Source organism: Halorientalis pallida (genome assembly GCF_004118325.1).
Classification (GTDB): domain Archaea; phylum Halobacteriota; class Halobacteria; order Halobacteriales; family Haloarculaceae; genus Halorientalis; species Halorientalis pallida.
The window spans coordinates 122,623-143,519 of the sequence record NZ_RDFA01000004.1; the positions used below are offsets into that span (position 1 = coordinate 122,623).

The 20,897-nt window shown below is 67.1% G+C and carries 24 protein-coding genes; 11 read left to right on the plus strand and 13 right to left on the minus strand.

Translation table 11 applies throughout. From position 1 onward, the window contains the following. Positions 1-155 precede the first annotated feature (155 nt). The gene (locus EAF64_RS12190) at positions 156-1,361 is read left to right on the plus strand and encodes an acyl-CoA dehydrogenase family protein (RefSeq protein ID WP_129069273.1); all 1,206 of its coding nucleotides are present in this window, start codon (positions 156-158) and stop codon (positions 1,359-1,361) included. Here the strand turns inward: EAF64_RS12190 and EAF64_RS12195 are convergent. Then, positions 1,352-1,999, minus strand: coding sequence for a hypothetical protein (locus EAF64_RS12195; RefSeq protein WP_129069274.1), 648 nt, complete (start codon positions 1,997-1,999; stop codon positions 1,352-1,354). The genes EAF64_RS12190 and EAF64_RS12195 overlap by 10 nt on opposite strands. A 167-nt stretch (positions 2,000-2,166) precedes the next feature. On the opposite strand from EAF64_RS12195, the gene EAF64_RS12200 reads away from it, so the two are divergent. Continuing rightward, positions 2,167-3,372: an acyl-CoA dehydrogenase family protein gene (locus EAF64_RS12200; RefSeq protein ID WP_129069275.1), complete on the plus strand. Its 1,206-nt coding sequence runs from the start codon at positions 2,167-2,169 to the stop codon at positions 3,370-3,372. A 146-nt stretch (positions 3,373-3,518) separates the two neighbouring features. Here EAF64_RS12200 and purH read toward each other — a convergent pair whose 3' ends face one another. Beyond that, the gene (gene purH, locus EAF64_RS12205; protein ID WP_129069276.1) at positions 3,519-5,132 is read right to left on the minus strand and encodes a bifunctional phosphoribosylaminoimidazolecarboxamide formyltransferase/IMP cyclohydrolase; all 1,614 of its coding nucleotides are present in this window, start codon (positions 5,130-5,132) and stop codon (positions 3,519-3,521) included. Between the two features lie 345 nt (positions 5,133-5,477). On the opposite strand from purH, the gene EAF64_RS12210 reads away from it, so the two are divergent. Genes EAF64_RS12210 through EAF64_RS12220 form a run of 3 tightly spaced genes read left to right on the plus strand, consistent with a single transcriptional unit; the run spans position 5,478 to position 7,814 of the window. Then, entirely contained in the window at positions 5,478-5,672 is a 195-nt protein-coding gene (locus tag EAF64_RS12210; RefSeq protein WP_129069277.1) for a hypothetical protein, read from the plus strand. A gap of 48 nt (positions 5,673-5,720) precedes the next feature. Continuing rightward, positions 5,721-7,109 carry an adenylosuccinate lyase gene (purB, locus tag EAF64_RS12215; RefSeq protein ID WP_129069278.1) on the plus strand — a complete coding sequence of 463 codons (1,389 nt, stop codon included), beginning with the start codon at positions 5,721-5,723 and terminating at the stop codon, positions 7,107-7,109. Between the two features lie 54 nt (positions 7,110-7,163). Then, positions 7,164-7,814, plus strand: coding sequence for a helix-turn-helix domain-containing protein (locus tag EAF64_RS12220; RefSeq protein ID WP_129069279.1), 651 nt, complete (start codon positions 7,164-7,166; stop codon positions 7,812-7,814). On the opposite strand, the gene EAF64_RS12225 is transcribed toward EAF64_RS12220, so the two are convergent. From EAF64_RS12225 to dapA, 8 genes are all read right to left on the minus strand, one after another. Beyond that, the gene (locus tag EAF64_RS12225; RefSeq protein WP_129069280.1) at positions 7,815-8,267 is read right to left on the minus strand and encodes a hypothetical protein; all 453 of its coding nucleotides are present in this window, start codon (positions 8,265-8,267) and stop codon (positions 7,815-7,817) included. Positions 8,268-8,400: 133 nt separating this feature from the next. Then, a complete protein-coding gene (locus EAF64_RS12230) occupies positions 8,401-9,180 on the minus strand; it encodes a sulfite exporter TauE/SafE family protein (RefSeq protein WP_129069281.1) in 780 nt (259 codons plus the stop codon). A gap of 41 nt (positions 9,181-9,221) precedes the next feature. Next, a complete protein-coding gene (locus EAF64_RS12235) occupies positions 9,222-10,313 on the minus strand; it encodes a M20 family metallopeptidase (protein WP_129069282.1) in 1,092 nt (363 codons plus the stop codon). Beyond that, the gene (dapF, locus tag EAF64_RS12240) at positions 10,313-11,221 is read right to left on the minus strand and encodes a diaminopimelate epimerase (RefSeq protein WP_129069283.1); all 909 of its coding nucleotides are present in this window, start codon (positions 11,219-11,221) and stop codon (positions 10,313-10,315) included. The genes EAF64_RS12235 and dapF overlap by 1 nt, the downstream gene beginning before the upstream one ends. After that, positions 11,209-12,456, minus strand: coding sequence for a diaminopimelate decarboxylase (lysA, locus tag EAF64_RS12245; RefSeq protein WP_129069284.1), 1,248 nt, complete (start codon positions 12,454-12,456; stop codon positions 11,209-11,211). The genes dapF and lysA overlap by 13 nt, the downstream gene beginning before the upstream one ends. Then, positions 12,453-13,283, minus strand: a complete 831-nt coding sequence (locus tag EAF64_RS12250; RefSeq protein ID WP_129069285.1) for a 2,3,4,5-tetrahydropyridine-2,6-dicarboxylate N-succinyltransferase — start codon at positions 13,281-13,283, stop codon at positions 12,453-12,455. Before EAF64_RS12250 ends, lysA begins: the two co-directional genes overlap by 4 nt. Beyond that, positions 13,280-14,038, minus strand: a complete 759-nt coding sequence (gene dapB / locus EAF64_RS12255) for a 4-hydroxy-tetrahydrodipicolinate reductase (protein ID WP_129069286.1) — start codon at positions 14,036-14,038, stop codon at positions 13,280-13,282. Before dapB ends, EAF64_RS12250 begins: the two co-directional genes overlap by 4 nt. Then, positions 14,035-14,955, minus strand: coding sequence for a 4-hydroxy-tetrahydrodipicolinate synthase (gene dapA / locus EAF64_RS12260; RefSeq protein WP_129069287.1), 921 nt, complete (start codon positions 14,953-14,955; stop codon positions 14,035-14,037). Before dapA ends, dapB begins: the two co-directional genes overlap by 4 nt. Before the next feature lie 302 nt (positions 14,956-15,257). Between dapA and EAF64_RS12265 the strand changes: the two genes are divergently transcribed. Next, positions 15,258-15,755, plus strand: a complete 498-nt coding sequence (locus tag EAF64_RS12265; RefSeq protein ID WP_129069288.1) for a LabA-like NYN domain-containing protein — start codon at positions 15,258-15,260, stop codon at positions 15,753-15,755. Here the strand turns inward: EAF64_RS12265 and EAF64_RS12270 are convergent. Beyond that, complete coding sequence (locus EAF64_RS12270; RefSeq protein WP_129069289.1) at positions 15,752-15,934, minus strand: hypothetical protein; 183 nt, start codon at positions 15,932-15,934, stop codon at positions 15,752-15,754. The genes EAF64_RS12265 and EAF64_RS12270 overlap by 4 nt on opposite strands. Positions 15,935-16,100: 166 nt before the next feature. On the opposite strand from EAF64_RS12270, the gene EAF64_RS12275 reads away from it, so the two are divergent. From EAF64_RS12275 to EAF64_RS12295, 5 genes are all read left to right on the plus strand, one after another. Further along, entirely contained in the window at positions 16,101-16,589 is a 489-nt protein-coding gene (locus tag EAF64_RS12275; RefSeq protein ID WP_129069290.1) for a PUA domain-containing protein, read from the plus strand. 168 nt (positions 16,590-16,757) lie between these two features. Next, entirely contained in the window at positions 16,758-18,350 is a 1,593-nt protein-coding gene (locus EAF64_RS12280) for an LEA type 2 family protein (RefSeq protein WP_129069291.1), read from the plus strand. 99 nt (positions 18,351-18,449) lie between these two features. Continuing rightward, on the plus strand, positions 18,450-18,830 hold the full coding sequence (locus EAF64_RS12285) for a nascent polypeptide-associated complex protein (RefSeq protein WP_129069292.1): 381 nt from the start codon (positions 18,450-18,452) through the stop codon (positions 18,828-18,830). Position 18,831: 1 nt separating this feature from the next. Further along, positions 18,832-19,551: a methyltransferase domain-containing protein gene (locus EAF64_RS12290; RefSeq protein WP_129069293.1), complete on the plus strand. Its 720-nt coding sequence runs from the start codon at positions 18,832-18,834 to the stop codon at positions 19,549-19,551. Positions 19,552-19,554: 3 nt separating this feature from the next. Then, the gene (locus tag EAF64_RS12295; RefSeq protein WP_129069294.1) at positions 19,555-19,953 is read left to right on the plus strand and encodes a hypothetical protein; all 399 of its coding nucleotides are present in this window, start codon (positions 19,555-19,557) and stop codon (positions 19,951-19,953) included. Here EAF64_RS12295 and EAF64_RS12300 read toward each other — a convergent pair. Next, entirely contained in the window at positions 19,950-20,549 is a 600-nt protein-coding gene (locus EAF64_RS12300) for a hypothetical protein (protein ID WP_129069295.1), read from the minus strand. The genes EAF64_RS12295 and EAF64_RS12300 overlap by 4 nt on opposite strands. A 3-nt stretch (positions 20,550-20,552) precedes the next feature. Continuing rightward, entirely contained in the window at positions 20,553-20,876 is a 324-nt protein-coding gene (locus tag EAF64_RS12305) for a transcription factor S (protein WP_129069296.1), read from the minus strand. Positions 20,877-20,897 lie beyond the last annotated feature (21 nt).

The window sequence follows — 20,897 nt, forward strand, 5'->3', positions numbered from 1 at the left end:
GATCCCCGAGGTCCAGCGGGCGCGGCACGTGGACACCGTCTCGGGCACGCGGGACAGCGAACGCGATTCGGTCCGTCGAGGGCCGGAACTACGTATCGACACCGAGTGTCGTGACCGACACTCCGAGCCGACACACCGAATAAACACGATTACTTATGCACTTGACCGAAGAACAGGAAGCGTTCCGGGAGGAGTTGCGGTCGTACCTGCAGCGAGAAGTGGAGCCAGTCGTCGACGAAGCCGATCAGGAACCGTTCACCCGCGACGAGATGGTGAAGTACATGAAGGATCTCGAAGAGCTGGGGATCGGGTTCAGCCCCGACACCGTCGAGGAGTTCTTCGGGGACCTGCGACGCTTCGCCATCGTCTCCGAGGAGATCAGCTACTACTGGCCGAGTCTGAACGTGGGGCTACTGATGGGCTTTCCCGCCCAGTTCGTCCGCTTCGCCAGCGAGGAGACGCGGGCCAACCAGCTCTCGAAACTGGAGACCGGCGAGTGTATCGGCTCGCTCGCTGTCACTGAACCTGAGGGGGGCTCGGACACCGCTCAGCCCCGGACCGTCGCCCACAAGGAGGGTGACGAGTACGTCCTCAAAGGCGGGAAGACCTGGGTCGGCAACGCGCCCATCGCTGACGTGTCGCTGATCGTCGCCCACGACGAGGAGGCAGACGCCCAGGACATGTTCCTGGTCGACCGCGAGTACTCGGACTACGAGGCCGAGACACTCGACAAGATCGGCTGGAAAGCCGTCAACAACGGGCGGATGTACCTCGACGGCGTCCGCGTTCCCGAGGACAACAAGCTGTCGGCGATCATCGGCAACGCGATCCGCGACGGGAACCAGCTGACCGACGTAGTGCCGTTCCCGGACTCGGTCGCGGAACTGTTCTTCGACCAGAAGGCGCTGAACGCGACGTTCTCGTTCATGCGGACCGGGATGTCGTTCATGTCCGTCGGCATCATGCAGGCGGCGTACGACGAAGTCGTCGACTACGTCCAGGAACGGGAGACCTTCGGCAAACCCATCGCCGAACACCAGCTCGTCCAGGAACTGCTCTACGACATCCGGGTCGACCTGGAGACGTCCCGGCAGCTCTCGCGGCGGGCCCTGGAATCACTGGAGAACGGTTCCAGCGACGCGCGCCTGCTCACCTCGATGGCCAAGGGATACACCGCCGAGAAGGCCCACGAGGCCACCTCGAACGCCATCCAGGTGATGGGCGGCGAGGGCCTCAAGACCGAGAACCGCCTCGAACGCTACTTCCGTGACGCCCGCGTCATGCCGATCCCCGACGGCACGACGGAGATTCAGAAACTCATCGTCGGCAAGGAGATTACGGGCCGCTCGGCCTACAACTGACCGGCGGCGTCGTCCGGGGACGCTTCGTCCCGTTTTCGCACGCGCTCGACGAACAGGCGTATTCCGACCAGCGCGACCATCCCGACCAGCGGTGCGACCCGCGGCGGCCCCTCCCGTTCGGTCTCCGCGTCGCCGTCGTCGATCTCCACGCCGTCACCGTCGTCTTCGTCGGCGGTTCGATCCGCCCCGAACGTCTCGACGGCCACGTCGGTCTCCTGCTCGGTGCTGGTGTCGGCGGTCGACTCGTCGCGCTCGTCTTCGTCCGTGTTGCGCTCCTCAGTCGTCGCGTCACTCGTTGCCCCGTCGGCAACGTCGATGGCTCCGGTGTCGCCGACGACCTGGACGCTCCCCTCGAAGTCCTGGTCGCGGTCCAGCCCGTCGCGGTCTGGCTCGTCGTCGACCTCGCCAGCCCCACGGCTGTCGAGGACGTAGCGGAGGGCGACGCCCAGCGCCGCCAGCCCCAGCCCGGAGAGGGTGAGCACCGTCGTCAGTCGACGGGAGTCGGAGCCGTCGGTGTCGGGGGCCGAATCGTCGACGCTCGATCCACCCGTGGCGTCCCCGGGTCCATCGGACTCCCCACCCGGGAGCCGCGAGGTGAGCGTGTCGGGGACCCGCCCCTGGAGGTTCGGTCGATCCATGTGGGGCCAGCTACGACGGCCAGCCCATTACGTTTGTGGCAACCAGTCTCGGACATAAAGCTACCTCGTATGTGACGGGGTAGGCATTACGACGTTCCACGATAACGCTCTGCTAACCTGGCCGCCGACGTGTGCCGCGTCGGTGCCGCCATGGGGGAAACGACAACATGCAATTCGACAAGACACACGAGATGTTCCGTGACTCGCTCCGGGACTACCTCGAGAGCGAGATCGAACCGGACGTGCAGGAACTGGACAAACAGGAGATGACCAAAGAGGAAGCCGTCGGCTACCTGCGCGACCTCCGGAAGCTGGGGATCGGCTTCGACCAGGAGACCGCACAGGACTACTTCGGCGACCTGAAGTACTACGTCATCGGCTCCGAGGAGATCTCCCGCGTCTGGCCGAGCCTGAACGTCATGCTCAACATGTCGTTCCCGGCCATGTTCGCCAACTGGGCGAGCGAGGAGACCCAGGACGCGCTGGGCGATAAACTGGAGAGCGGCGAAGCCATCGGCGCGCTGGGCGTCACCGAGCCCGGTTCGGGCAGTCACTCCAGCAAGCCCAACACCGTCGCCCGGAAGGACGGCGACGAGTACGTCATCAACGGCGAGAAGACCTGGGTGAGCAACGCCCAGATCTGTGACCTGACGATGATCGTCGCCTGGGACGAGGAGAACGACGCCCAGGACATGTTCATCGTCGATCAGGAGAACTCACCGTTCGACACGCGCAAGCTGGACAAACTCGGCTGGAAGGGCTCGCCGACCGGTCAGATGTTCTTCGACGACGTGCGCGTGCCCGAGGACAACAAGCTGAGCAACGCCATCCGCAACCTGATCCTCGAACACGGCGACCTCGCGGAAGCGCTCCCCTTCCCCAACGAGATGGTCGACCTATTCCTCTCCCACAAGCCGCTCAACGCCATCTTCTCGTTCATGCGGACGGGGATGGCCGCGATGGCCGTGGGGATCCAGCAGGCGGCCTACGAGGACGCGCTGGAGTACGCGACCGACCGCGAGACCTTCGGCAAGCCGATCGCTCAGCACCAGCTCGTCCAGAACCGCCTCTACGAGATGAAGGCCAACGTCGAGACCTCGCGCCTGCTGACCCACGAGGCCGTCGAGAAGCTCTCGAACGCGGACGACGAGTCTCGGATGTACTCCTCGCTCGCGAAGGGCTACGCCTGTGACAAGTCCGTCGAGACCGCCCGCCACGGTGTCGAACTGTACGGCGGCAACGGGCTCTCGACCGACTACCCGCTGGAGCGGTACTACCGCGACGCTCAGACGATGACGATCCCCGACGGCACCGAGGAGATAATGAAGCTCATCGTCGGCTACGAGATGACCGACATGTCGGCCTACGCCTGATCGGCCTGCAAGTTCGGTTTCGACTTCGAGTTGCGATCGCTGGCCGGGCGGGCCTGTCGAGTCAGGGTCCGTACCCTGGCCAGTGTTCCGCCCCAGGATCTTCCCGGGGCTTCGATTCTGTCCCGAGGACCAGAGCAGTCAGCCGCTCAGTCGTGTCGGAACGCCCGAGAGCCGGTGAAGACCATCGCCATATCGTGTTCGTCGGCGGCCTCGATCACGTCCTCGTCGTTGACCGAGCCACCGGGCTGGACGACCGCCTCGATGCCGGCCTCGGCGGCGGCCTCGATGCCGTCCGGGAACGGGAAGAAGGCGTCCGAGGCCATCACGGCACCGTCGGCGCTCTTGCCCTCGGCGTCTTTCTCGGCTTTCATCTTCGCGATCTCGACGGCGTCGACGCGGGAGACCTGTCCGGCCCCGACGCCGACCGTCTCCGTCCCTTTCGCGAAGAGGATGGCGTTCGATTTGACGTGTTTGATCGTCTGCCAGGCGAACAGCAGGGATTCGATCTGCTCGTCGGTGGGTTCGCGCTCGGTGACCACTTCAAGATCCTCGCGAGCCGGGGCCTGCGTGTCCCGTTCCTGGACGAGCGTGCCGCCGACGAGGTCCTTCTCGGTGACCGGTTCGGTCACGTCGTAGTTGTCGCTCACGTCGAGCACGCGAAGATTCTCCTTCTCGAACAGGGTGTCGAGGGCGTCGTCGGTGTAGCCAGGGGCGACGACGACTTCCTTGAACGAGTCGACGATCTGTGCAGCCGTCTCCTGGTCGCACTCCCGATTGAGCGCGACGATACCACCGAAGGCGCTCTTCGGGTCGGTAGCGAGCGCGTCGGCGTAGGCCTCGGCGAGCGTGTCGGCGGTCGCACAGCCCGCGGGGTTGGTGTGTTTGATGACCGCGGCCGCGGGGTCGTCGAACTCCTTGACGATGTTGAGGGCGGCGTCGGTGTCGTTGTAGTTGTTGTAGGACATCCCCTTCGCGCCCTCGTTCAATTGGTCGGCGGAGACGACGCTGGCTTCCTCACAGGTCCGGTCGGCGTACAGCGCCGCGTCCTGGTGTGGGTTCTCCCCGTAGCGCAGGTCGGCGTGACGGTCCTCGCTGGTGACCCGGCGCTCGGGGAAGTCGCCGCCGGTGTCGTCCGCGACGTGGACCTGATTAGCCGCCCAGTCGATCTCGACGCGGTCCTGGGCGAACCACTTGACGGCCCGCGGGTACGCTTTCATCTCGCCCCGGTAGAGGACGCGCTCTTTGAGGTCCTCGGCGTCGTCGCCGTCGTAGACGGGGATCGGTTCCTGCGTGACGACGGGACCGCCGTCGACCTCGTCCTCGACGAGCGAACCGTCCTCGGCGACGGCGTTGGTGACGGCGTGGACGGTACAGCCCACCACGTCGACGCCGTACTCCAGGGCGTCGCCCCAGGCGTCCATGCCCGGGAAGGCGGGCAGCAGGGAGGGGTGGACGTTCAGCGTGGTCGGCATCGGGTCGAGGAAGGTGTCCGAGAGGACGCGCATGTAGCCATCGAGACAGACGAGGTCGAAGTCGTAGTCCTCGAGGGCCGCGACGACGCGTTCCTCGTGCTCGCGTCGGCTCTCGTCGTCGCGCTGGACGACGATTTCGGTCGGAATCCCCCGTTTCTGGGCTTTCTCGACGACCGGCGCGTCTTCGGAGTTGATGAGGACGACGGCGAGTTCGGCCCCGCCGGGTGCCAGGTCGTGGACGTTCAGTAAATTGCGGCCGCGGTTGCTGGCCATGCCCGCTAGCTTCATGTGCGGAGGGGGGTGGTCCGGGCGCAAAGGCGTTGCGAATCGCTCAGCCGTGACTCCGCGGTTCGCGTCCCGAAGAGGGAATGTGGGGGGAGAGATGTGGGGGGTGTTGGGGGGACAAGGGAGAGTGAGAGTGGAGTGAACCACACTTGGGGTGATTAGTTTCCCCAATGGCAAATCTTCGTTCGTTGCTTATCATTGTTTCTAATTCGGCCAGGACAATCTTACAACGTTCGGAGAGTGGAAGATAATTATATTTTGTGTAATTACCGCTCGAACTGGTCGACCCGGTAGAAGCTTGCACTCGCAGGCACCAGCGTCTTGATCGTGTCGCCCTTCGTCGTCGTGATGACACAGCTCACTGGCGGCAGTGCCCGCGACCTCGGAATCGTCTCGACGCTGGTCGACGCAATGGTCGCGTTCGCCCGCGGCCGACCGAAAGCCGGCGCGCTGTTGCTGGGGGCGGCAGCGCTGTCGACCCGAATCCCCGGGCTGGGCGTCGCCGTCTCCGTGCTGTTGCGAGTGTACCGGAAGCTCGCCTGACCGGCGGGCTTCGACATCCCTTTGGGCTGGCCTCGCCCATCGACGGGTATGACAGACCGCAGTCCGCTTTCCGCCGTCTCGCCGCTGGACGGGCGGTACGCCCGCTACACCGAACCGCTCGTTCCCTACGCCAGCGAGCAGGCGCTGATCCGTGCCCGGGTCCGGGTCGAGGTCGAGTACCTGCTGGCGCTCGCCGATCTGGACGCCACGCCACTGGAGATCGACCCCGACCAGCGCGACCACCTGCGAGCGCTCTACGAGGAGTTCGACACCGAGGACGCCGAGATCGTCAAAGCCCTCGAAACGCAGGGCTGGAACGACTATTCGGCGACCAACCACGACGTGAAGGCCGTCGAGTACTTCGTCCGGGAACACCTGCCCGGCGGTCTCGACGCCGCCCAGTGGATCCACTTCGGCCTCACCAGCGAGGACGTGAACAACCTCGCCCACCGCCTGCTCGTCAAGCCCGCCGTCGCGGACGTGCTGGTGCCCGCACTCCGGGACGTCCGGGACGCGCTCGCCGAGATGGCCCACGACCACCGCGACGTACCGATGCTCGCCCGCACGCACGGCCAGCCCGCCACGCCGACAACCTTCGGCAAGGAGATGGCCGTCTACGCCGCCCGGCTGGGCAAGGCGCTGGGCCGCATCGAACGCGCCGCCGACGGCCTCTCGGGCAAGCTCGCCGGTGCCTCGGGCACTTATGCCGCCCACGACGCCGCCTACCCCGACGTTGACTGGCCCGCCGTCTCCGAGTCGTTCGTCACCGGTCTCGGTCTCGAACACACCGAGTTGACCACGCAAGTCAACCCCTGTGACGACTTCGAAGCGCTGTTCGACGCGCTCCGTGGCGCGAACAACGTCCTCCTCGATCTGGACGTGGACGTGTGGCTCTACGTCTCGGACCGCTACCTCGGCCAGGAGGCCACCGCCGGCGAGACCGGGTCGTCGACGATGCCACACAAGGTCAACCCCATCGACTTCGAGAACAGCGAGGGCAACCTCTCGAAGGCCAACTCCGATCTGGTGTTTCTCGGCGATTACGTCACCACCTCGCGGCTCCAGCGGGACCTCTCGGACTCGACGGTCAAGCGGAACATGGGCGCGGCGCTCGCCCACTGTCTCATCGGCTACCGAAAGTGCGAACGCGGACTGGAGAAGGTCGTTCCCAACGAGCAGGTCATGCGCGAGGAGCTGGACTCCACACCCGAAATCGTCGGCGAAGCCGTCCAGACGATCCTCCGGCGGGAGGGTCACACCGACGCCTACGAGCGGGTGAAGGAACTCACGCGGGGCCGTCGGGTCACCATCGAGGACTTCCGGGACTTGTTCGCGGATCTGGACGTGAGCGAGGACGTGCGCGAGGAACTGACCCAACTGACGCCGGCCGGGTACGTCGGCGTGGGCGACGAACTGGTCGAGGAGTTGGACGACTGACAGCGAGCTGTCGGTACCAAACGCATATGCTGGTCGGGCGCAATCACTGAGCAAATGCGATACGTCGAGGGCCTGTTGACGCCGGATCGGGGGTGGATCCACCCTATCGAGCGGCGCATCCAGCAGGCACCGGGGATCAAGAACGAACGGATCCTCCAGATGGAGCTGCTCGACGACGGAACGGTGACGACGATGTACGAACTCAGCGGCGACCGCGATGTCATCGAGCTCGCCGCCGAGTACGTCCCCGAGCTCATCACCTATCAGGTCTCGCCGATGCAGGACCGGATCATCACCTACGCCCACCTCGAATCCAACGAGATGCTCACCGGCCTGCTGGAACTGCCACACACCTACCAGATCGTGCCGGACTTCCCCATCGAGTTCGCCAGCAACGGCGGGATCAGGCTCACGATCGTCGGCGACGAGAACCAGATCCGCGAGGCGATGGACGCCGTCCCCGACGGCATCACGGTCGAACTCCAGAAGCTCGGCGACTACGCCCCCGAGAACGAGCGTCTCCTCTCGCGGCTCACCGACCGCCAGCGCGAGGTCGCCGAGATTGCCGTCAATATGGGCTATTACGACACACCGCGCCAGGTCACCTACGACGACATCGCCGAAGCGGTCGACGTGGCTCCCGGCACCGTCGGCGAGATCCTCAGAAAAGTCGAGTCCCGTCTGCTGAACGCCTTGCTCGGGTAGTCAGCGCCCGAAGCCGGTCTTGGGCCGGACCGACAGTTCCTGCCAGTGGTTGATCGCCCAGTAGCCGAAGCCAGTGGCGATCATCCCCGCCGCCAAGAAGTAAAAGAGCAGGTGCGATGTGACCAGCGCCCCGGGATTCCGGATCGCGTGCAGGAGGCCTTCACCGCCCAGCGTCAGGACGACCAGCGTCCCGAGCGCCACCGTGCCCGCACCGGCGATGACCGTCCGCCCGTCGAGCCCCTGGGTCTCCGCGATCAACACTGCGCCGACGAACGCCGTCGCCATCCCCAGCACGTACGCCGGGAGCCGGTCACTCAGTCCGACCGCCTCGCCGGATACCAGCGCCACCAATCCGAGGAAACTCGCCGTCAGGACGAGCGTGCAGGTCGCGATCAGCGCCCCCGCTCGCCCGATCGATTCCGCGTCGAACCGTCGCCGCTGTGCCATTGCCATACCTGTACCTCTCCGATCCGCCGACAAAAGCGTTTACGCGGCGTCTGACGGGCGTCTGCCGCCCGGCTGCCGGGCGCTATCAGGACTGGAAATTCCAGTCGCCGGAGGGACAATTCGCCTTTCGGTTCTTCGCTCACAGCCCGCCCAGCCCGGTGCCCGCGAGGCGGACTCCGATGACCGTCAGCATGGTGTAGACGACGGCGGTCCGGATCCGTGGCGTGATCAGCGGTCGGAGTCGCTTGCCCGCGGTGACGCCGACGAGGCCGGGGATCGCGGCGGCCGCCGAGACGACGAGTAGCGACGACGACCCGTACAGGCCCAGGACCCAGGCGGTCGCGACGCGGACGACGCCCACGCCGAGGAAGATCATCGCCACGACGCCGACGAACGTCTCGTGATCGAGGTCGAGCGACCGCAGGTACGCGACCACCTGGACGCCGACGTTCGAGGCGCCGAACACCAGGCCAGCGGCGGCGCCGAGCAGGCCCTTGCGGGCGTGGGTCTCGACGAGACAGACCGACTCGACCCGCCGCTGGCCCGGGAGGTCGAGCCAGGGCTGTGTGAGGACGACGTAGCCCAGCGTGAACAGCCCGAGCCCGACCGACAGCGGTGCGGCGGGAATCCGCGTCAGGGCGATCATTCCGGCGACGGTCCCGACCGCGCCGGCGGCGACGAACGCCCAGAACCGTCGGACGCACGAACGGATTCCCGCGCGGTCGAGTTCACCGACGAGCGAGAGGTTCGCGGCCAGGATCGGCAGGATGACCACGACGATGGCGGTCCGGGGCTCCAGCAGCGAGGCCAGCGTCGCCGTCGCGACGATGGCGTACCCGAATCCGGTGACGCCGGTGACCAACCCACCGGCGAAGACGGCGGCGAACACGAGCGCCAGCGTCGTCACGTCGTAGGCCACGTCGGTGGATCGACCGCCCCGGTAAAAAAGACGCGTCCCGGTCAGTCGAGCAGGGACGCGACGGCCGCCGTCGCGATCTCGCCGGCCCGTTCGACCTCGGGACGGCGGACGTACTCGCGTTCGGCGTGGGCCACCGCACCGTCCTCGTCGGCCAGGACGCCGGGCCCGAACACGACCGTCGGCGCGTCGGCCGCGAAGTAGGAGGCCTCGGTCGCGGCCCCGAACGGCCGGACCTCGCCCGCGCTGGCGTCCTGGAACGCACGCACCACGTCGCTGTCTTCGGGCGTCGCGAACGCTTCGAGGAACGGTGTCTCCCGCTCGGTGTACTGGAAGGAGAGTCCCATCGAATCCGGAATCCACGACTGGAGGTGCGCTTCCAGTTGTTCGCGAAAGCCCTGCTGGGTCTCCGGGGGGACGCTCCGACGGTCGACGGTAATCGCACACTCGGCTGGGATCTGGTTCGTGGCCGCTCCACCCTCGATCACGGTGGGTTCGAGCGTCGGCCGCCCGAGCGAGTCGTGTTCCGGCGGGCCGACCGTCTCGTCGTAGGATTCGAGCGCCTGCAGGACGGGCGCGACCGCACGAATGGCACTCACGCCGCTCCCGGGTTCGGCGGCGTGGGCCGCGACGCCCTCGATCTCGACTGTGCCCTCGAATCGTCCCTTCGCGGCGTTGCAGATGTCCAGTCCCGTGGGCTCGCCGACGACGTAGCCGTCCGCGTCCAGATCCAGCGCCGCCGCGCCCGTCGAGTATACCTCCTCGTCGGGTGTGACCGCCAGCGTCAGCCGTCCCGATCCGATCTCGGCGTCCAGAAACGCCGACAACAGCGCCGCGAGCGGCCCCTTCGCGTCGCAGGACCCGCGACCGCGGACGACCTCGCCGTCGATTTCGAGCGGGACGTGGGGCGGCACCGTGTCGATGTGTGTGTTGAGGACGATGTGTGGGCCGTCGGTCCCACCGTCACCGCTCCCCTCGGCCGTCCGCGTGGCCAGCGTGTTGCCGGCGTCGTCGACGCGCGGGTCGACGCCCTCGTCTTCGAGCGTCTCGAGGAGGAACTCGCGCATCTCGGTCACGTCCTCGTGAGACTCGATACCGACGGCGGTCTCGTGGAACCCGAGTGGGTCGAACGCCATCAGTCGTCACCCGTGACGCCGTCGAGTTCCACGTCGAAGGTCGACGGGTCGACGACGGTGACGGTGCCGGTGTACTCGCGCTCGACCGGCCCCTGCAGGAGTGCGTCGCGCTCGGTCAGCTGGACGACGAGGCGACCGCCCGGCGGGTGGACCGGGACGCGCTGGCCCCGCTGTACCTCCCCGAGGCGCTCGGCAGCGGCGACGATGGCCACTGCGCCCGTCCCGCAGGAGTCGGTCTCGGCCTCGACGCCGCGCTCGAACGTCCGCTGGTCGAACCCGCGAACCGTCCCGTCGGTGTCCTCGCTATCGGCACGGGGCGCCGCGAAGTTGACGTTCGCGCCCTCGGGGAACACGTCGGCGTCCCGGACGGCGGGCGCGACGGCTTCCACGTCGACCGTCGTCACGTCGTCGACGAACGCGACGGCGTGGGGGACACCGGTGTTGACCGCCGTGACGGTCAGACCCTCGACCTCGCGTTCGACGAGCGGTTCGTCACCGGCCACAGGCACCCCGGCGGGATCGAACGCGGGCGCGCCCATCTCGATGGTGACGCCCTGGTCGCCGATCTCGGCGCGGCGCGTGCCGGCCTGCGTGTCGATCATGACCTCGTTCGAGCCGGTGCGCTCGGCGACCCACTTGGCCGCACAGCGCGCGCCGTTGCCACACATGGCCGCGACGCTGCCGTCGGGCTGGACCAGCGTCATCACGACCCTGGGCGGGGAGTACTCCGATTCCAGCGCCAGGAAGAGGACGCCGTCGGCCCCGCGTTTCCGCGCGTTGGGGTGATCGAGTCCGGTCTCCCGGTCGCAGAGTTCGGCCGCGAACGCCCGGCGGTCCGGGACGTCCTCGGCCGCGTCGACGATGATGAAGTCGTTGCCCGTGCCGTGGTATTTCTCTACTCCGACCATGTTTCCAGTCCTGTGATGTCCGCGACCGTTTCCCGACGAACCGCCAGCCGCGCGTCGTCGCCGTCGAGGGCAACCACCGCCGGCCGCGGCCGGGAGTTGTAGTTACTGCTCATCTCGTAGCCGTAGGCTCCGGCGTTGCCCACTGCGAGCAGGTCACCCCGCTCGGGGTCGGGCAGCGGCCGGTCCTCGCCCAGCACGTCCGCGGTCTCGCAGATGGGGCCGGCGACGGTCGACGAGACCGTCTCGCGGTCGGCTGCCTCGGGAGCCAGCGAACGAATCGCGTGGTAGGAATCGTACATCGCCGGCCGGACCAGCGTCGTCATCCCGGCGTCGACGCCGACGACCGCCGTCTCGGGCGTCGATTTCACCGTGTTGACGCGGGTCAGCAAGACGCCGGCGTCCGCGACGAAGTACCGGCCGGGCTCGATCCCAAGCCTGGCGTCCACGTCACCGAACGCGTCGCGGGTCGCCGTCGCTACTGCGTCCAGGTCGAGTGGGTCCTCGTCCTCGTGGTACGGAACCCCGAGCCCGCCGCCGACGTTGACGAAGTCGATACTGCCCACGTCGGCAATTACGCTTCGCGCCAGCTCGCCCATCCGTGCGACGAGTTCGCGGTGGGCCTGGAGGTCCTCGCCGGAGATACCGCTCCCGGCGTGGGCGTGCAGACCCACGAGGTCGAACCCGCGGTCGACTGCTTCGGCGGCGAGGTCGGGCACCCGATCCAGCGGGACGCCGAACTTCGGGGCCGCGCCGGTCGAGACTTTCTCGTGGTGGCCGGCGCCCACACCCGGGTTGGCGCGGATGCAGAGCCGGCCGGAGAAGCCGCGCTCGGCGAGTCCATCGAGGGTGTCGGCCGCGCCGACGGTCACAATCAGGTCGTGGTCGGCCGCGGCGTCGACGACGTAGTCGAGGTCCCGGGCGGGCGGGTTGACGGCCGTGTAACGCACGTCCGCGCCGTCGAATCCGGCGGCGAGGGCACGTTCGACCTCGCCCGCGGAGGCACACTCGGCCCCGACGCCGGTCGATTCGATGGTCGAGAGCACCGGCCGCGTCGTGTTCGCCTTGACGGCGTAACTGATCTCTTCCCGGTCGAACGCAGCCTGGATTCGGGCGGCGTTCTCGCGAACCCGATCCAGGTCGAGGACGTACAGCGGCGTCGCGAACTCCTCGGCCAGGCCGCGCAGTCGCTCGGCGTCCCAGGTGGACAGCCGGCGGACCGCGGACCCGGCCGTCATTCTCTCAGGGCGTCTTCGCGCTCGGTGCCTTCGAGGGTTTCTGTCTCGATGTCGGTCGCGACGACCGCCGGCTTGTAGGCCGCGCCGGGAATCAGGTCCTCGTCGCTGACCGACGACTCGACGTAGCGGGCGAACGCCCGGCGCTCCGGCGGCAGTTCACCGTACAGGACCTGCTCCTCGACCAGATCGTACACCGGGATGCGGGGCGTCAGGAGCGTGTTTTCGCCCACGATGGAGTTCTCGCCGACGCGGAACCCGGAGGTGACGCGAGAGCCCGCCCCCAGCGACACGCCGTCTTCGACGATGACCGGGTCGTCCTCGACCGGTTCGAGGACGCCGCCGATCAGCGTGTTCGCGCCCAGCTTGACGTTCTCGCCGATCTGCGCACACGAGCCCACGGTATCACAGGAGTCGACGAGCGTGCCGTCGCCGATGTGTGCACCGATGTTGACGAAAGAGGGGCTCATCATGATCGCGTCACTACCCACGTAGGCACCGCGTCGAATGACGGTTCCGTCGGGCGTGTTCCGGGAGCCGCGCTCGCCGATATCGGCGGTGTCACGCAGGGGGAGCACGTCGTGGTAGGCCACGTCGCCGTACTCGCGGGACTCGATCTCACGGAGGCCGAAGTTGCACAGGATGCCCTGCTTGACCCACTCGTTGACCTGCCAGTCGTCGCCGGCGGGTTCGGCCGCACGGACCTCGCCGGCTTCGAGGGCTTCGAGGAACGCGTCGAGCGTGTCGGCGTCCTCGGCGGTGGCGTCTTCGGCCGTGAGGCCGTCGTCGTAGCGATTCCACAGGTCTTCGATCTCGGGTTGCAGGCTCATTGGTCGATGACGTTCCCGAAGTCGTACCGCCCGGGTTCCTGGTTTTCGATCCAGACCGCGGCGTCGAGCGCGCCGGCCGCGAAGACACTCCGGTCCTCGGCGTGGTGGGACAACGAGAGTACCTCGTCGTTGCCCGCCGCGATCAGTTCGTGTTCGCCGCGGATGTCGCCCGCTCGGCGCGCGAAGACACCGATCTCGTCCTCGTCGCGGGGCGCGTGGCCCTCGCGGCCGTAGACGGGTTCCACGTCGCGCTCTTCCTGAACGGTTTCGAGCATCGTCTTGGCCGTCCCGGAGGGCGCGTCGATCTTCCCGTTGTGGTGGGTCTCCATCAGCTCGAGGTCGTAGTCGGGGACCGCGGGCAGAGCCTCGCTGATCGCCCGGAGGAGTGCGTGGACGCCGCGGGCGAAGTTGGTGGCCTTCAGGAGCGGCACGTCTTCGGCGGTGTCGTCCAGCGCAGCGAAGCCGTCCTCGTCGAAGCCGGTGGTGCCGACGACCATCCCGACGCCCGCCTCGCGGCAGGCCTCGGCCAGCGACAGGGTGGCTTCGGGGACGGTGAAGTCGACGGCCACGTCGGCGTCGTACTCCGCGAGCGCGTCGGCGGCCTCGCCGGCGTCGACGACGGGCACGCCCTGTACTTCGTCGACGCCGTCTACGTCGAAACCGACGACCACGCTCACGTCGTCGCGGTCGGCCGCGGTCTCGATCACGGTCTCGCCCATCCGACCGGCCGCGCCGTTGACTGCGACCCGTGTCATCGCTGGGCCTCCGCCGGTTCGGGGGCGGTTCCGTCGTCGAGGTCGTCGAGTACCGCGCGGAGCGCGTCGAGGGTCTCGTCGGTGGCCCGCGAGAGCGGCGAGCGCATCCGGCCCGAGTCGTAGTGGCCGCGGATCGCCATGGCCTCCTTGATCGGGATGGGGTTGCTCTCGGTGAACAGGACGCGGAAGAGCTCGCCGAGTTCGTGGTGGTACTCGCGGGCACGTTCGTAGTCACCCGAGAGGGCGGCACCGACCAGCGCGCAGGTCCGCGCGGGTTCGACGTTGGCGGAGACGGAGATACAACCACTCCCGCCGGTGGCGATGATCGGCAGGGTCATCGCGTCGTCACCGGAGAGGACCTCGAAGTTCTCCTCGCGCGTGCGCTCGATGACCTCGGTGATGCGGTTCATGTCGCCGGAGGCGGCCTTGTAGCCGACGATGTTCTCGTGGTCGGCCAGGTTGACGGCGGTCTCGACGGCGATATTACGTCCGGTTCGGGAGGGAACGTTGTAGATGATTTGCGGGAGGTCGACGGCGTCGGCGACCTGCCGGAAGTGATGTTCCATGCCGGCGGGCTCGGGCTTGTTGTAGTACGGCGAGATGAGCAGGAGGCCGTCGGCACCGGCGTCGGCGGCGCGTTCGGAGAGGTGCAGGGCCTCGCGGGTGTTGTTGCTGCCCGAACCGGCGATGACGGGGACGTCGTCGACGGCGTCGGTGACGGCTTCGATGACCTCGACGTGCTGGTCGTGTGAGAGGGTGGCGCTCTCGCCGGTGGTGCCCATGGGCACGACGCCGTCGACGCCGCGCTGTTCGAGCCACTGTGCGTGGTCGCGGAGTGTCTCGAAGTCGATGCTCTCGTCCTCGTGGAACGGCGTGGTCATCGCGGGGAACACGCCGGTGAACGTCTCGTGTGTCATTGCTGTGTTGTGTACGGGTGGGGGTCGGTCGGAGATCGGTGCGCGCGAGACAACGAACACGGCCCGCGACAGGGGTGCTACGCCCGCCGTGAGCCTACCGCGCGCGTTTCAGTTTGCTGGTCCCCCGAAAACGGACCGCGCCACACCGGTGGCTGGTCGACGACCCAGCGAGTTCCAGCGTGGCCCGTTGCATACACCAGCGACTGTGACGAGACGACTTAGGCGTTGCGACACTTCCCCGGCAGTTCGGGAGCGTCGCCCGTCCGACAGGGTTTATCCGGCGGGCTCTCCAAACACCGCGTATGACTGACGTGCATCCCGGGCAGCGCGTGGCGATGCTCGCCGACGCGCAGAACCTCTATCACACCGCCCGGAGTCTCTATACGCGCAACATCGACTACGCGTCACTGCTGGAAGAAGGCGTCAACGACCGCGAGCTGACACGTGCGATCGCCTACGTGATCCGCGCCGAAGCCGAGGACGAGGAGAGTTTCTTCGAGGCACTGGTCGACATCGGGTTCGAGACGAAGATCAAGGACATCAAGACCTTCGGAGACGGCTCGAAGAAGGCCGACTGGGACGTTGGGATGAGCCTGGACGCGGTGACGCTGGCCGATCACGTCGACACCGTGGTCCTCTGTACCGGCGACGGCGACTTCTCGCGGCTCTGTCGCCACCTGAAACACGAGGGGTGCAAGGTCGAGATCATGGCGTTCCGCGAGTCGACCGCCGACGAACTGATCGAGGCAGCGGACACCTTCCGCGACCTCAGCGAAGAACAGGAGACGTTCTTGCTCTAGACCGGCTGGCCGCCTTCGGAGGTCCCCAGCAGCACCGATCCGGCCGCGAGCAACAGCGCCGCGATACTCCCGGCGATGGCCGGCAGCGGAACCTGCCGGAGCCCCGCCCCGAGGATCAGCGCCGAACCGATCAGCAGCAAGACCGCACCGGCCACGATTTTCGTCGAGTTGTTTGGCATGTTGCCCGGGAGTATGTAATTCTCGCCTATAAATCCATCCAAAACCACCGGCGTGGGCGACGATACCTCGTGACAGGGAGCGATTACCACGTCGATTGGTAACGAAAAGCACAGTTCTCACCGCGGGTGGAAGGTGTTTAGTCGCTGGCTCGGCAACGGGGAGTCGATGAACGACGAGGACGGGCGGATGCTCCGCCGGGTCGCGGATTACCAGTTCGGTGCGGGCGCGGGCGCGGCGCTGTTTCCCGCCGCGGAGGACCTGGAGGTCTATCGGACGACGTCCGGCCGCCCACAGCAGGTGGTCGCCGACGGCGGCCGACTGGTGACCTACGCGGTGGACGGCCGGTTTACGCTCAGTCCGGCCGGTTCGCGACGCCTGCTCGACGCGCTCGACGATCCCACGCATCGCGTGGTGGTCGGCGAAGACAGCGACCCGTTCGTCCGGGAGGGGCGCAACACCTTCGCGAAGTTCGTGAAGCGGGCCGATCCGGCAATCCGGCCGGGCGACGAAGTGGCGGTCGTCCGCGACGACGACACCCTGCTCGGCGTCGGCCGCGCGGAACTGGCCGGCGAGGACATGCTCGACTTCGAGACCGGGATGGCAGTGTTCGTCCGCCACGGGGTCGGGCCGGCCGAGGACGAGGCGGCCGAGTAGGGCTGTCGCGGACAGTTCGATGGCGGTGAGAGGCCATTCAGGGCCACGAAGGATATTCGGAATGGGGGACGCGCGGGTTTCGGGCTCGATAACGTTCTCGTACCAGCAAGGGTATCCACAGCCGTAATCGGTACAGGCGATATTAATCGGCGTGCCGTCGCGTGGAACATGAGCCTCGCGCGGACGGTAGGAATCGGTGTGTTGCTGATGACGGTCGTGGTGGCGGGGGTAGGCGCCGCGTTTCTCACCGGCGTGCTCGGGACGCCGTCGGCCGGCCTCGAAGACCGCGGGGACTGGGGATCCGTCAGTGAGGAGCGAACGGAAGTCGTCACCACAGTCTGGGTGAACAACCCGAATCCAGTCGGCCTCACGGTCGGCGACTCCGTCGAAGTGTCCTACCAGCTCTCTCTGAACGACGTGCGCCTGGCCAGCGGTGAGAAGAGCGGGATAGACATCCCGCCGGGAAACGGCACCGTTCAGCTTTCGACCGACATTCGGAACCGAAATATTCCGCCCTGGTGGGTCGCATTCGTTCGAGACAACGAGACGATACCACTCGAGGTAGACACAGCCACGAGAGTGAGTGGACCGGTCTCGGCGACGGCCGACTTCCCGACACACGAGGACACGCTCCTGGCCGGTGAGACACCGATCATAACCGCCCTCTCCGAGGTGGCCAGCGGAACCGAAGGGACGTACACGGAGACGCTCTCGCCCGACAGGGTCAGCGAGCGGACCGGCGTCGCGTTGACGTCCCTCCGCTCGGGAGGATACGTGACCGACCCGGACAGCGAACTCAGGGCCGGATACGAGGTTCGAGATGGCCGGGCCGCGTGGGGACCGGTTAGCGAGGAGACGACGACCGTGTACTTCCACTTCCGGATACACAATCCCGGGGACGTCCCCGTCCCGGCTGCACCGTCCAACCTGGGCGTGGACGTCGAGATGAACGACGTGGAGCTGTTCGCCGCCGAGGGGAACGATACGTCGCTGCGAAACCCTGGCGACTTCACGGACAGTGACGTGTTCGGGGAACGGGTTCTCGAACCCGGCGAAACCGAGGACGCGGTCTACGCCGTCGAGATGCAAAACGAGAACGTCGACGACTGGTTCGGGAGTCACGTTCGGCAGGGCGAACACACCGAACTCCGGACGGAAGGAAAGTTCGTGTTCAGCCTCCATGACATCGAATTCGAGCTCCCGGGCGAGAGTCCAGTCGCGTACACCTGTGACCTGCAGACGAACATCCTGGTCGACGATCAGAACACCGGCACGAACTGTGGACGGGTAGAGAGTCTGGAACTCGTCGACGAGACGGACGCGCCGTCTGACGAGGAGGACGACACCGACCGCGAACCCGGGACCGAAAACGGGAGTCGAGACGAACCGAGCGAACCCGGGACCGAAAACGGGAGTCTGGGTGAGCCACGACCGCCCACTGCCGTCGCGGAGGCGTCTCCGGATGCTGGCCGGGCTCCACTCGACGTGCAATTCGACGCAAGTGGGGCCACCGATCCCAACGGTGACATCCTGCGGTACGTCTGGCGGTTCGACGACGGTCACGGTGACCGTCGACAGCAGAGTGGGATAGGGACCGCAGCACAGCACCGCAACTCGCACTGTGCGCGAGTTCCGCTTTTTTCGCCCACGTTCACGAGAGCGAAGCTCTCGTACAGTCGTCCGAAAGACTGCGTCTTTCGGGATGACGAGAGACGCCGATGGCGTCTCTCGAACCACCCACCAGAAATATCAGATTTCTGAGAACGTTTTTGCGCCGAGCGGGTCGCGGCGGAGCCGCGACCCCCTCGGGAAAAAGGTGGTTGCGAAGAGATTTTGAGTGCAGGGCGCAACCTCCCGGGTATGTTCGGAGGAGGCGGCTTCGATCCGCAGAAGATGCAACAGATGATGGACCAGTTCGGCATCGACATCGACGAGCTCGACGCCGAGGAAGTGATCATCCGCACGGCCGACGAGGAGCTCGTCTTCACCGACGCCGAAGTCCAGCGGATGGACGCCCAGGGCCAGGAGACCTACCAAGTCATCGGCACGCCCGAGACCCGCGAGGCCGGCGAGGCGTCGGCGGTCGAGAGCGGTGACGGCGACTCGGGCGGGAACGGCGGCATCCCCGACGCCGACGTGGAGATCGTCGCCAACCGTGCCGGTGTGAGCGAAGACGACGCCCGCGAGGCCCTCGAGGAAGAGGACGGCAACCTCGCGGCGGCCGTCGAGCGCCTGGAGTAACGTGGCGCTGTTGCTGGTCCGGGACGACCGCGAGTACCTCCTGGAACGGGGGGAGACTCTGGAGACGGATCTGGGGATTCTCGAAGTACCCGAGGACGCCGCGGCGGGCGAGGTCGTCACGACCCACCTCGACGAGGCGTTCACGGTTCGTGAACTGCGGGGCCCGGACTGTTTCAACCATTTCGAGCGCACGGGCGCGCCGATGATGCCCCGTGACGTGGGGCTGATCATGGGCCACACCGGCGTCTCCGCGGGCGACACGGTGCTGGACGCGGGGACTGGCACCGGCGTCCTCGCGGCGTACATGGGCCGAGCGGGAGCCGACGTGATCACCTACGAACAGGACGCCGAGTTCGCCGAGGTGGCCCGCGAGAATATGGCACTGGCCGGCGTCGCCGACACAGTCGACGTGCGCACGGGCGACGTGACCGAGCACCTCGACGTGGGACCGGTTGACGTGCTGACGCTCGATACCGAGGACGCGGCGACGGTGGTCGAACACGCCGCGGACCTACTGACGCCGGGCGGGTGTCTCGCGGTGTACTCGCCGTTCGTCGAGGGGACCCGCGAGGTCGCCCGGACCGCGCGCGGCGTCGGGCTGGAGGGGGTCGAGACGCTGGAGACCATCCAGCGGGAGATGGACTTCGACGACCGGGGGTCGCGGCCGTCGACGGCGGGCGTCGGCCACACCGGCTTCCTGACGTTCGCTCGACGGGAGTGAGCCATGTCCGACCGACGCGAGCCGGACCGGCAGGGCCTGCTCGGCGTCGTCGACGGCGCGCTCACGCTGGCGACCGCGCCGGCCGTGGAGACCGCCGCCAACCTGTTGATGGACCTCGACGATGCGCGCCTGCGACTCCCGTCGGTCGGTGGACCGGTCTACATCGAGATCGAACGGTTCCGGGAAGCCGTCCGGATCGTCCGGACCGAGGGGGAGACGCTGGAGCGACTCGACGCGACGCTACGGACCGGCGGGTACACGGCGGAGGTGTACGTCGGGGAAACCCAGGTGGCGTTGCTCGGTGTCGGTGCCGATCCCGGACGCGTGAGCCGGTGGCTCGGTGACGGGCGGACCGAGTTGCTGGCGCGTGGGGTCGTCACGGCGGCCGTTCGCCGGCGCTAGCGGACGGATTTGACCAGGGTGAGCAGTTCCTGCCGGAAGGAGTTGGGGTCGATGTCGATGCCGGGGATCGAGATGCCCAGCAGATCGGACAGCGACGCCGCCGGGTAGGCACCGCCGGCGAGGCGGAACTCGCCGCCGTTGGACCAGACGGCGAGGTACCCCTCGACGGGCACGTCGACGACGCTGGTCTCGATGGACGCCTCGTAGGCCTGCAGCGAGGCGCGGTCGCCGGTCTCGACGCGGATGCGGTCGTGGCCGTTCTTCGAGATCTCGCCGAAACCGCGGTCCAGCAGTCGGTTCTTGAAGACGCTGTTTGCCTGGGTGCGGACGGTAGTGAAGACGGCCGCAGGCCCGACTGCCGGAGGGAGCGCGGGCGTGAACTCCAGTCGGGTCGCGAAGAAAAAGCGCCACATGCGGTCGACGCTACCGCCGGTGAGGGTGCTGACCGTGGACCGGAGGTCCGCGTCGTCGTAGACGGCGGTGTGACCGACGACGCGGGCGACCGGGAGCTCGAAGACGGTCTCGCTCGACCTGTCGGTGACGGCCCAGCCGTCGAGGTGGTCGTCGGGTACCCGCGGGGTCCCGTCACCGCTCATCCGTCAGTGATCGTCCTCACGCCACTTGTGTTCACACTCTGTACAGGTGAAAAATCTCGTCTCGCTCTCGTCGGCGGCTCGGATCTGTTTCATTTCCCAGAACGCGCGGTCGTTGCCACACTCGGGACACCGGGCCTCGGTCGTCGGGCCCATGTCCTCGGCGTCGACCTCCGAGGTGTCGATGACCTCGCTCTCTTCCTGGGACTGGGTGGAGGTCATCGCCGCCTCTTTCTCCGAGTCGCGCGGCGTCTCGTACCCGCAACTCCCGCAGATCCACATTCCGTCGTCGGTTTTCATCATCGAACCGCACTCGTCACAGAACTCCATGTTAGCTACCAGTTACAGGAT

Excerpts from the sequence above, each read along its gene's own strand:
- EAF64_RS12190 (WP_129069273.1), top strand. The coding sequence starts at position 156 with ATGCACTTGACCGAAGAACAGGAAGCGTTCCGGGAGGAGTTGCGGTCG.
- EAF64_RS12195 (WP_129069274.1), bottom strand. The coding sequence starts at position 1,999 with ATGGATCGACCGAACCTCCAGGGGCGGGTCCCCGACACGCTCACCTCG.
- EAF64_RS12200 (WP_129069275.1), top strand. The coding sequence starts at position 2,167 with ATGCAATTCGACAAGACACACGAGATGTTCCGTGACTCGCTCCGGGAC.
- purH (WP_129069276.1), bottom strand. The coding sequence starts at position 5,132 with ATGAAGCTAGCGGGCATGGCCAGCAACCGCGGCCGCAATTTACTGAAC.
- EAF64_RS12210 (WP_129069277.1), top strand. The coding sequence starts at position 5,478 with ATGACACAGCTCACTGGCGGCAGTGCCCGCGACCTCGGAATCGTCTCG.
- purB (WP_129069278.1), top strand. The coding sequence starts at position 5,721 with ATGACAGACCGCAGTCCGCTTTCCGCCGTCTCGCCGCTGGACGGGCGG.
- EAF64_RS12220 (WP_129069279.1), top strand. The coding sequence starts at position 7,164 with ATGCGATACGTCGAGGGCCTGTTGACGCCGGATCGGGGGTGGATCCAC.
- EAF64_RS12225 (WP_129069280.1), bottom strand. The coding sequence starts at position 8,267 with ATGGCAATGGCACAGCGGCGACGGTTCGACGCGGAATCGATCGGGCGA.
- EAF64_RS12235 (WP_129069282.1), bottom strand. The coding sequence starts at position 10,313 with ATGGCGTTCGACCCACTCGGGTTCCACGAGACCGCCGTCGGTATCGAG.
- dapF (WP_129069283.1), bottom strand. The coding sequence starts at position 11,221 with ATGGTCGGAGTAGAGAAATACCACGGCACGGGCAACGACTTCATCATC.
- lysA (WP_129069284.1), bottom strand. The coding sequence starts at position 12,456 with ATGACGGCCGGGTCCGCGGTCCGCCGGCTGTCCACCTGGGACGCCGAG.
- EAF64_RS12250 (WP_129069285.1), bottom strand. The coding sequence starts at position 13,283 with ATGAGCCTGCAACCCGAGATCGAAGACCTGTGGAATCGCTACGACGAC.
- dapB (WP_129069286.1), bottom strand. The coding sequence starts at position 14,038 with ATGACACGGGTCGCAGTCAACGGCGCGGCCGGTCGGATGGGCGAGACC.
- dapA (WP_129069287.1), bottom strand. The coding sequence starts at position 14,955 with ATGACACACGAGACGTTCACCGGCGTGTTCCCCGCGATGACCACGCCG.
- EAF64_RS12265 (WP_129069288.1), top strand. The coding sequence starts at position 15,258 with ATGACTGACGTGCATCCCGGGCAGCGCGTGGCGATGCTCGCCGACGCG.
- EAF64_RS12270 (WP_129069289.1), bottom strand. The coding sequence starts at position 15,934 with ATGCCAAACAACTCGACGAAAATCGTGGCCGGTGCGGTCTTGCTGCTG.
- EAF64_RS12275 (WP_129069290.1), top strand. The coding sequence starts at position 16,101 with ATGAACGACGAGGACGGGCGGATGCTCCGCCGGGTCGCGGATTACCAG.
- EAF64_RS12280 (WP_129069291.1), top strand. The coding sequence starts at position 16,758 with ATGAGCCTCGCGCGGACGGTAGGAATCGGTGTGTTGCTGATGACGGTC.
- EAF64_RS12285 (WP_129069292.1), top strand. The coding sequence starts at position 18,450 with ATGTTCGGAGGAGGCGGCTTCGATCCGCAGAAGATGCAACAGATGATG.
- EAF64_RS12295 (WP_129069294.1), top strand. The coding sequence starts at position 19,555 with ATGTCCGACCGACGCGAGCCGGACCGGCAGGGCCTGCTCGGCGTCGTC.
- EAF64_RS12300 (WP_129069295.1), bottom strand. The coding sequence starts at position 20,549 with ATGAGCGGTGACGGGACCCCGCGGGTACCCGACGACCACCTCGACGGC.
- EAF64_RS12305 (WP_129069296.1), bottom strand. The coding sequence starts at position 20,876 with ATGGAGTTCTGTGACGAGTGCGGTTCGATGATGAAAACCGACGACGGA.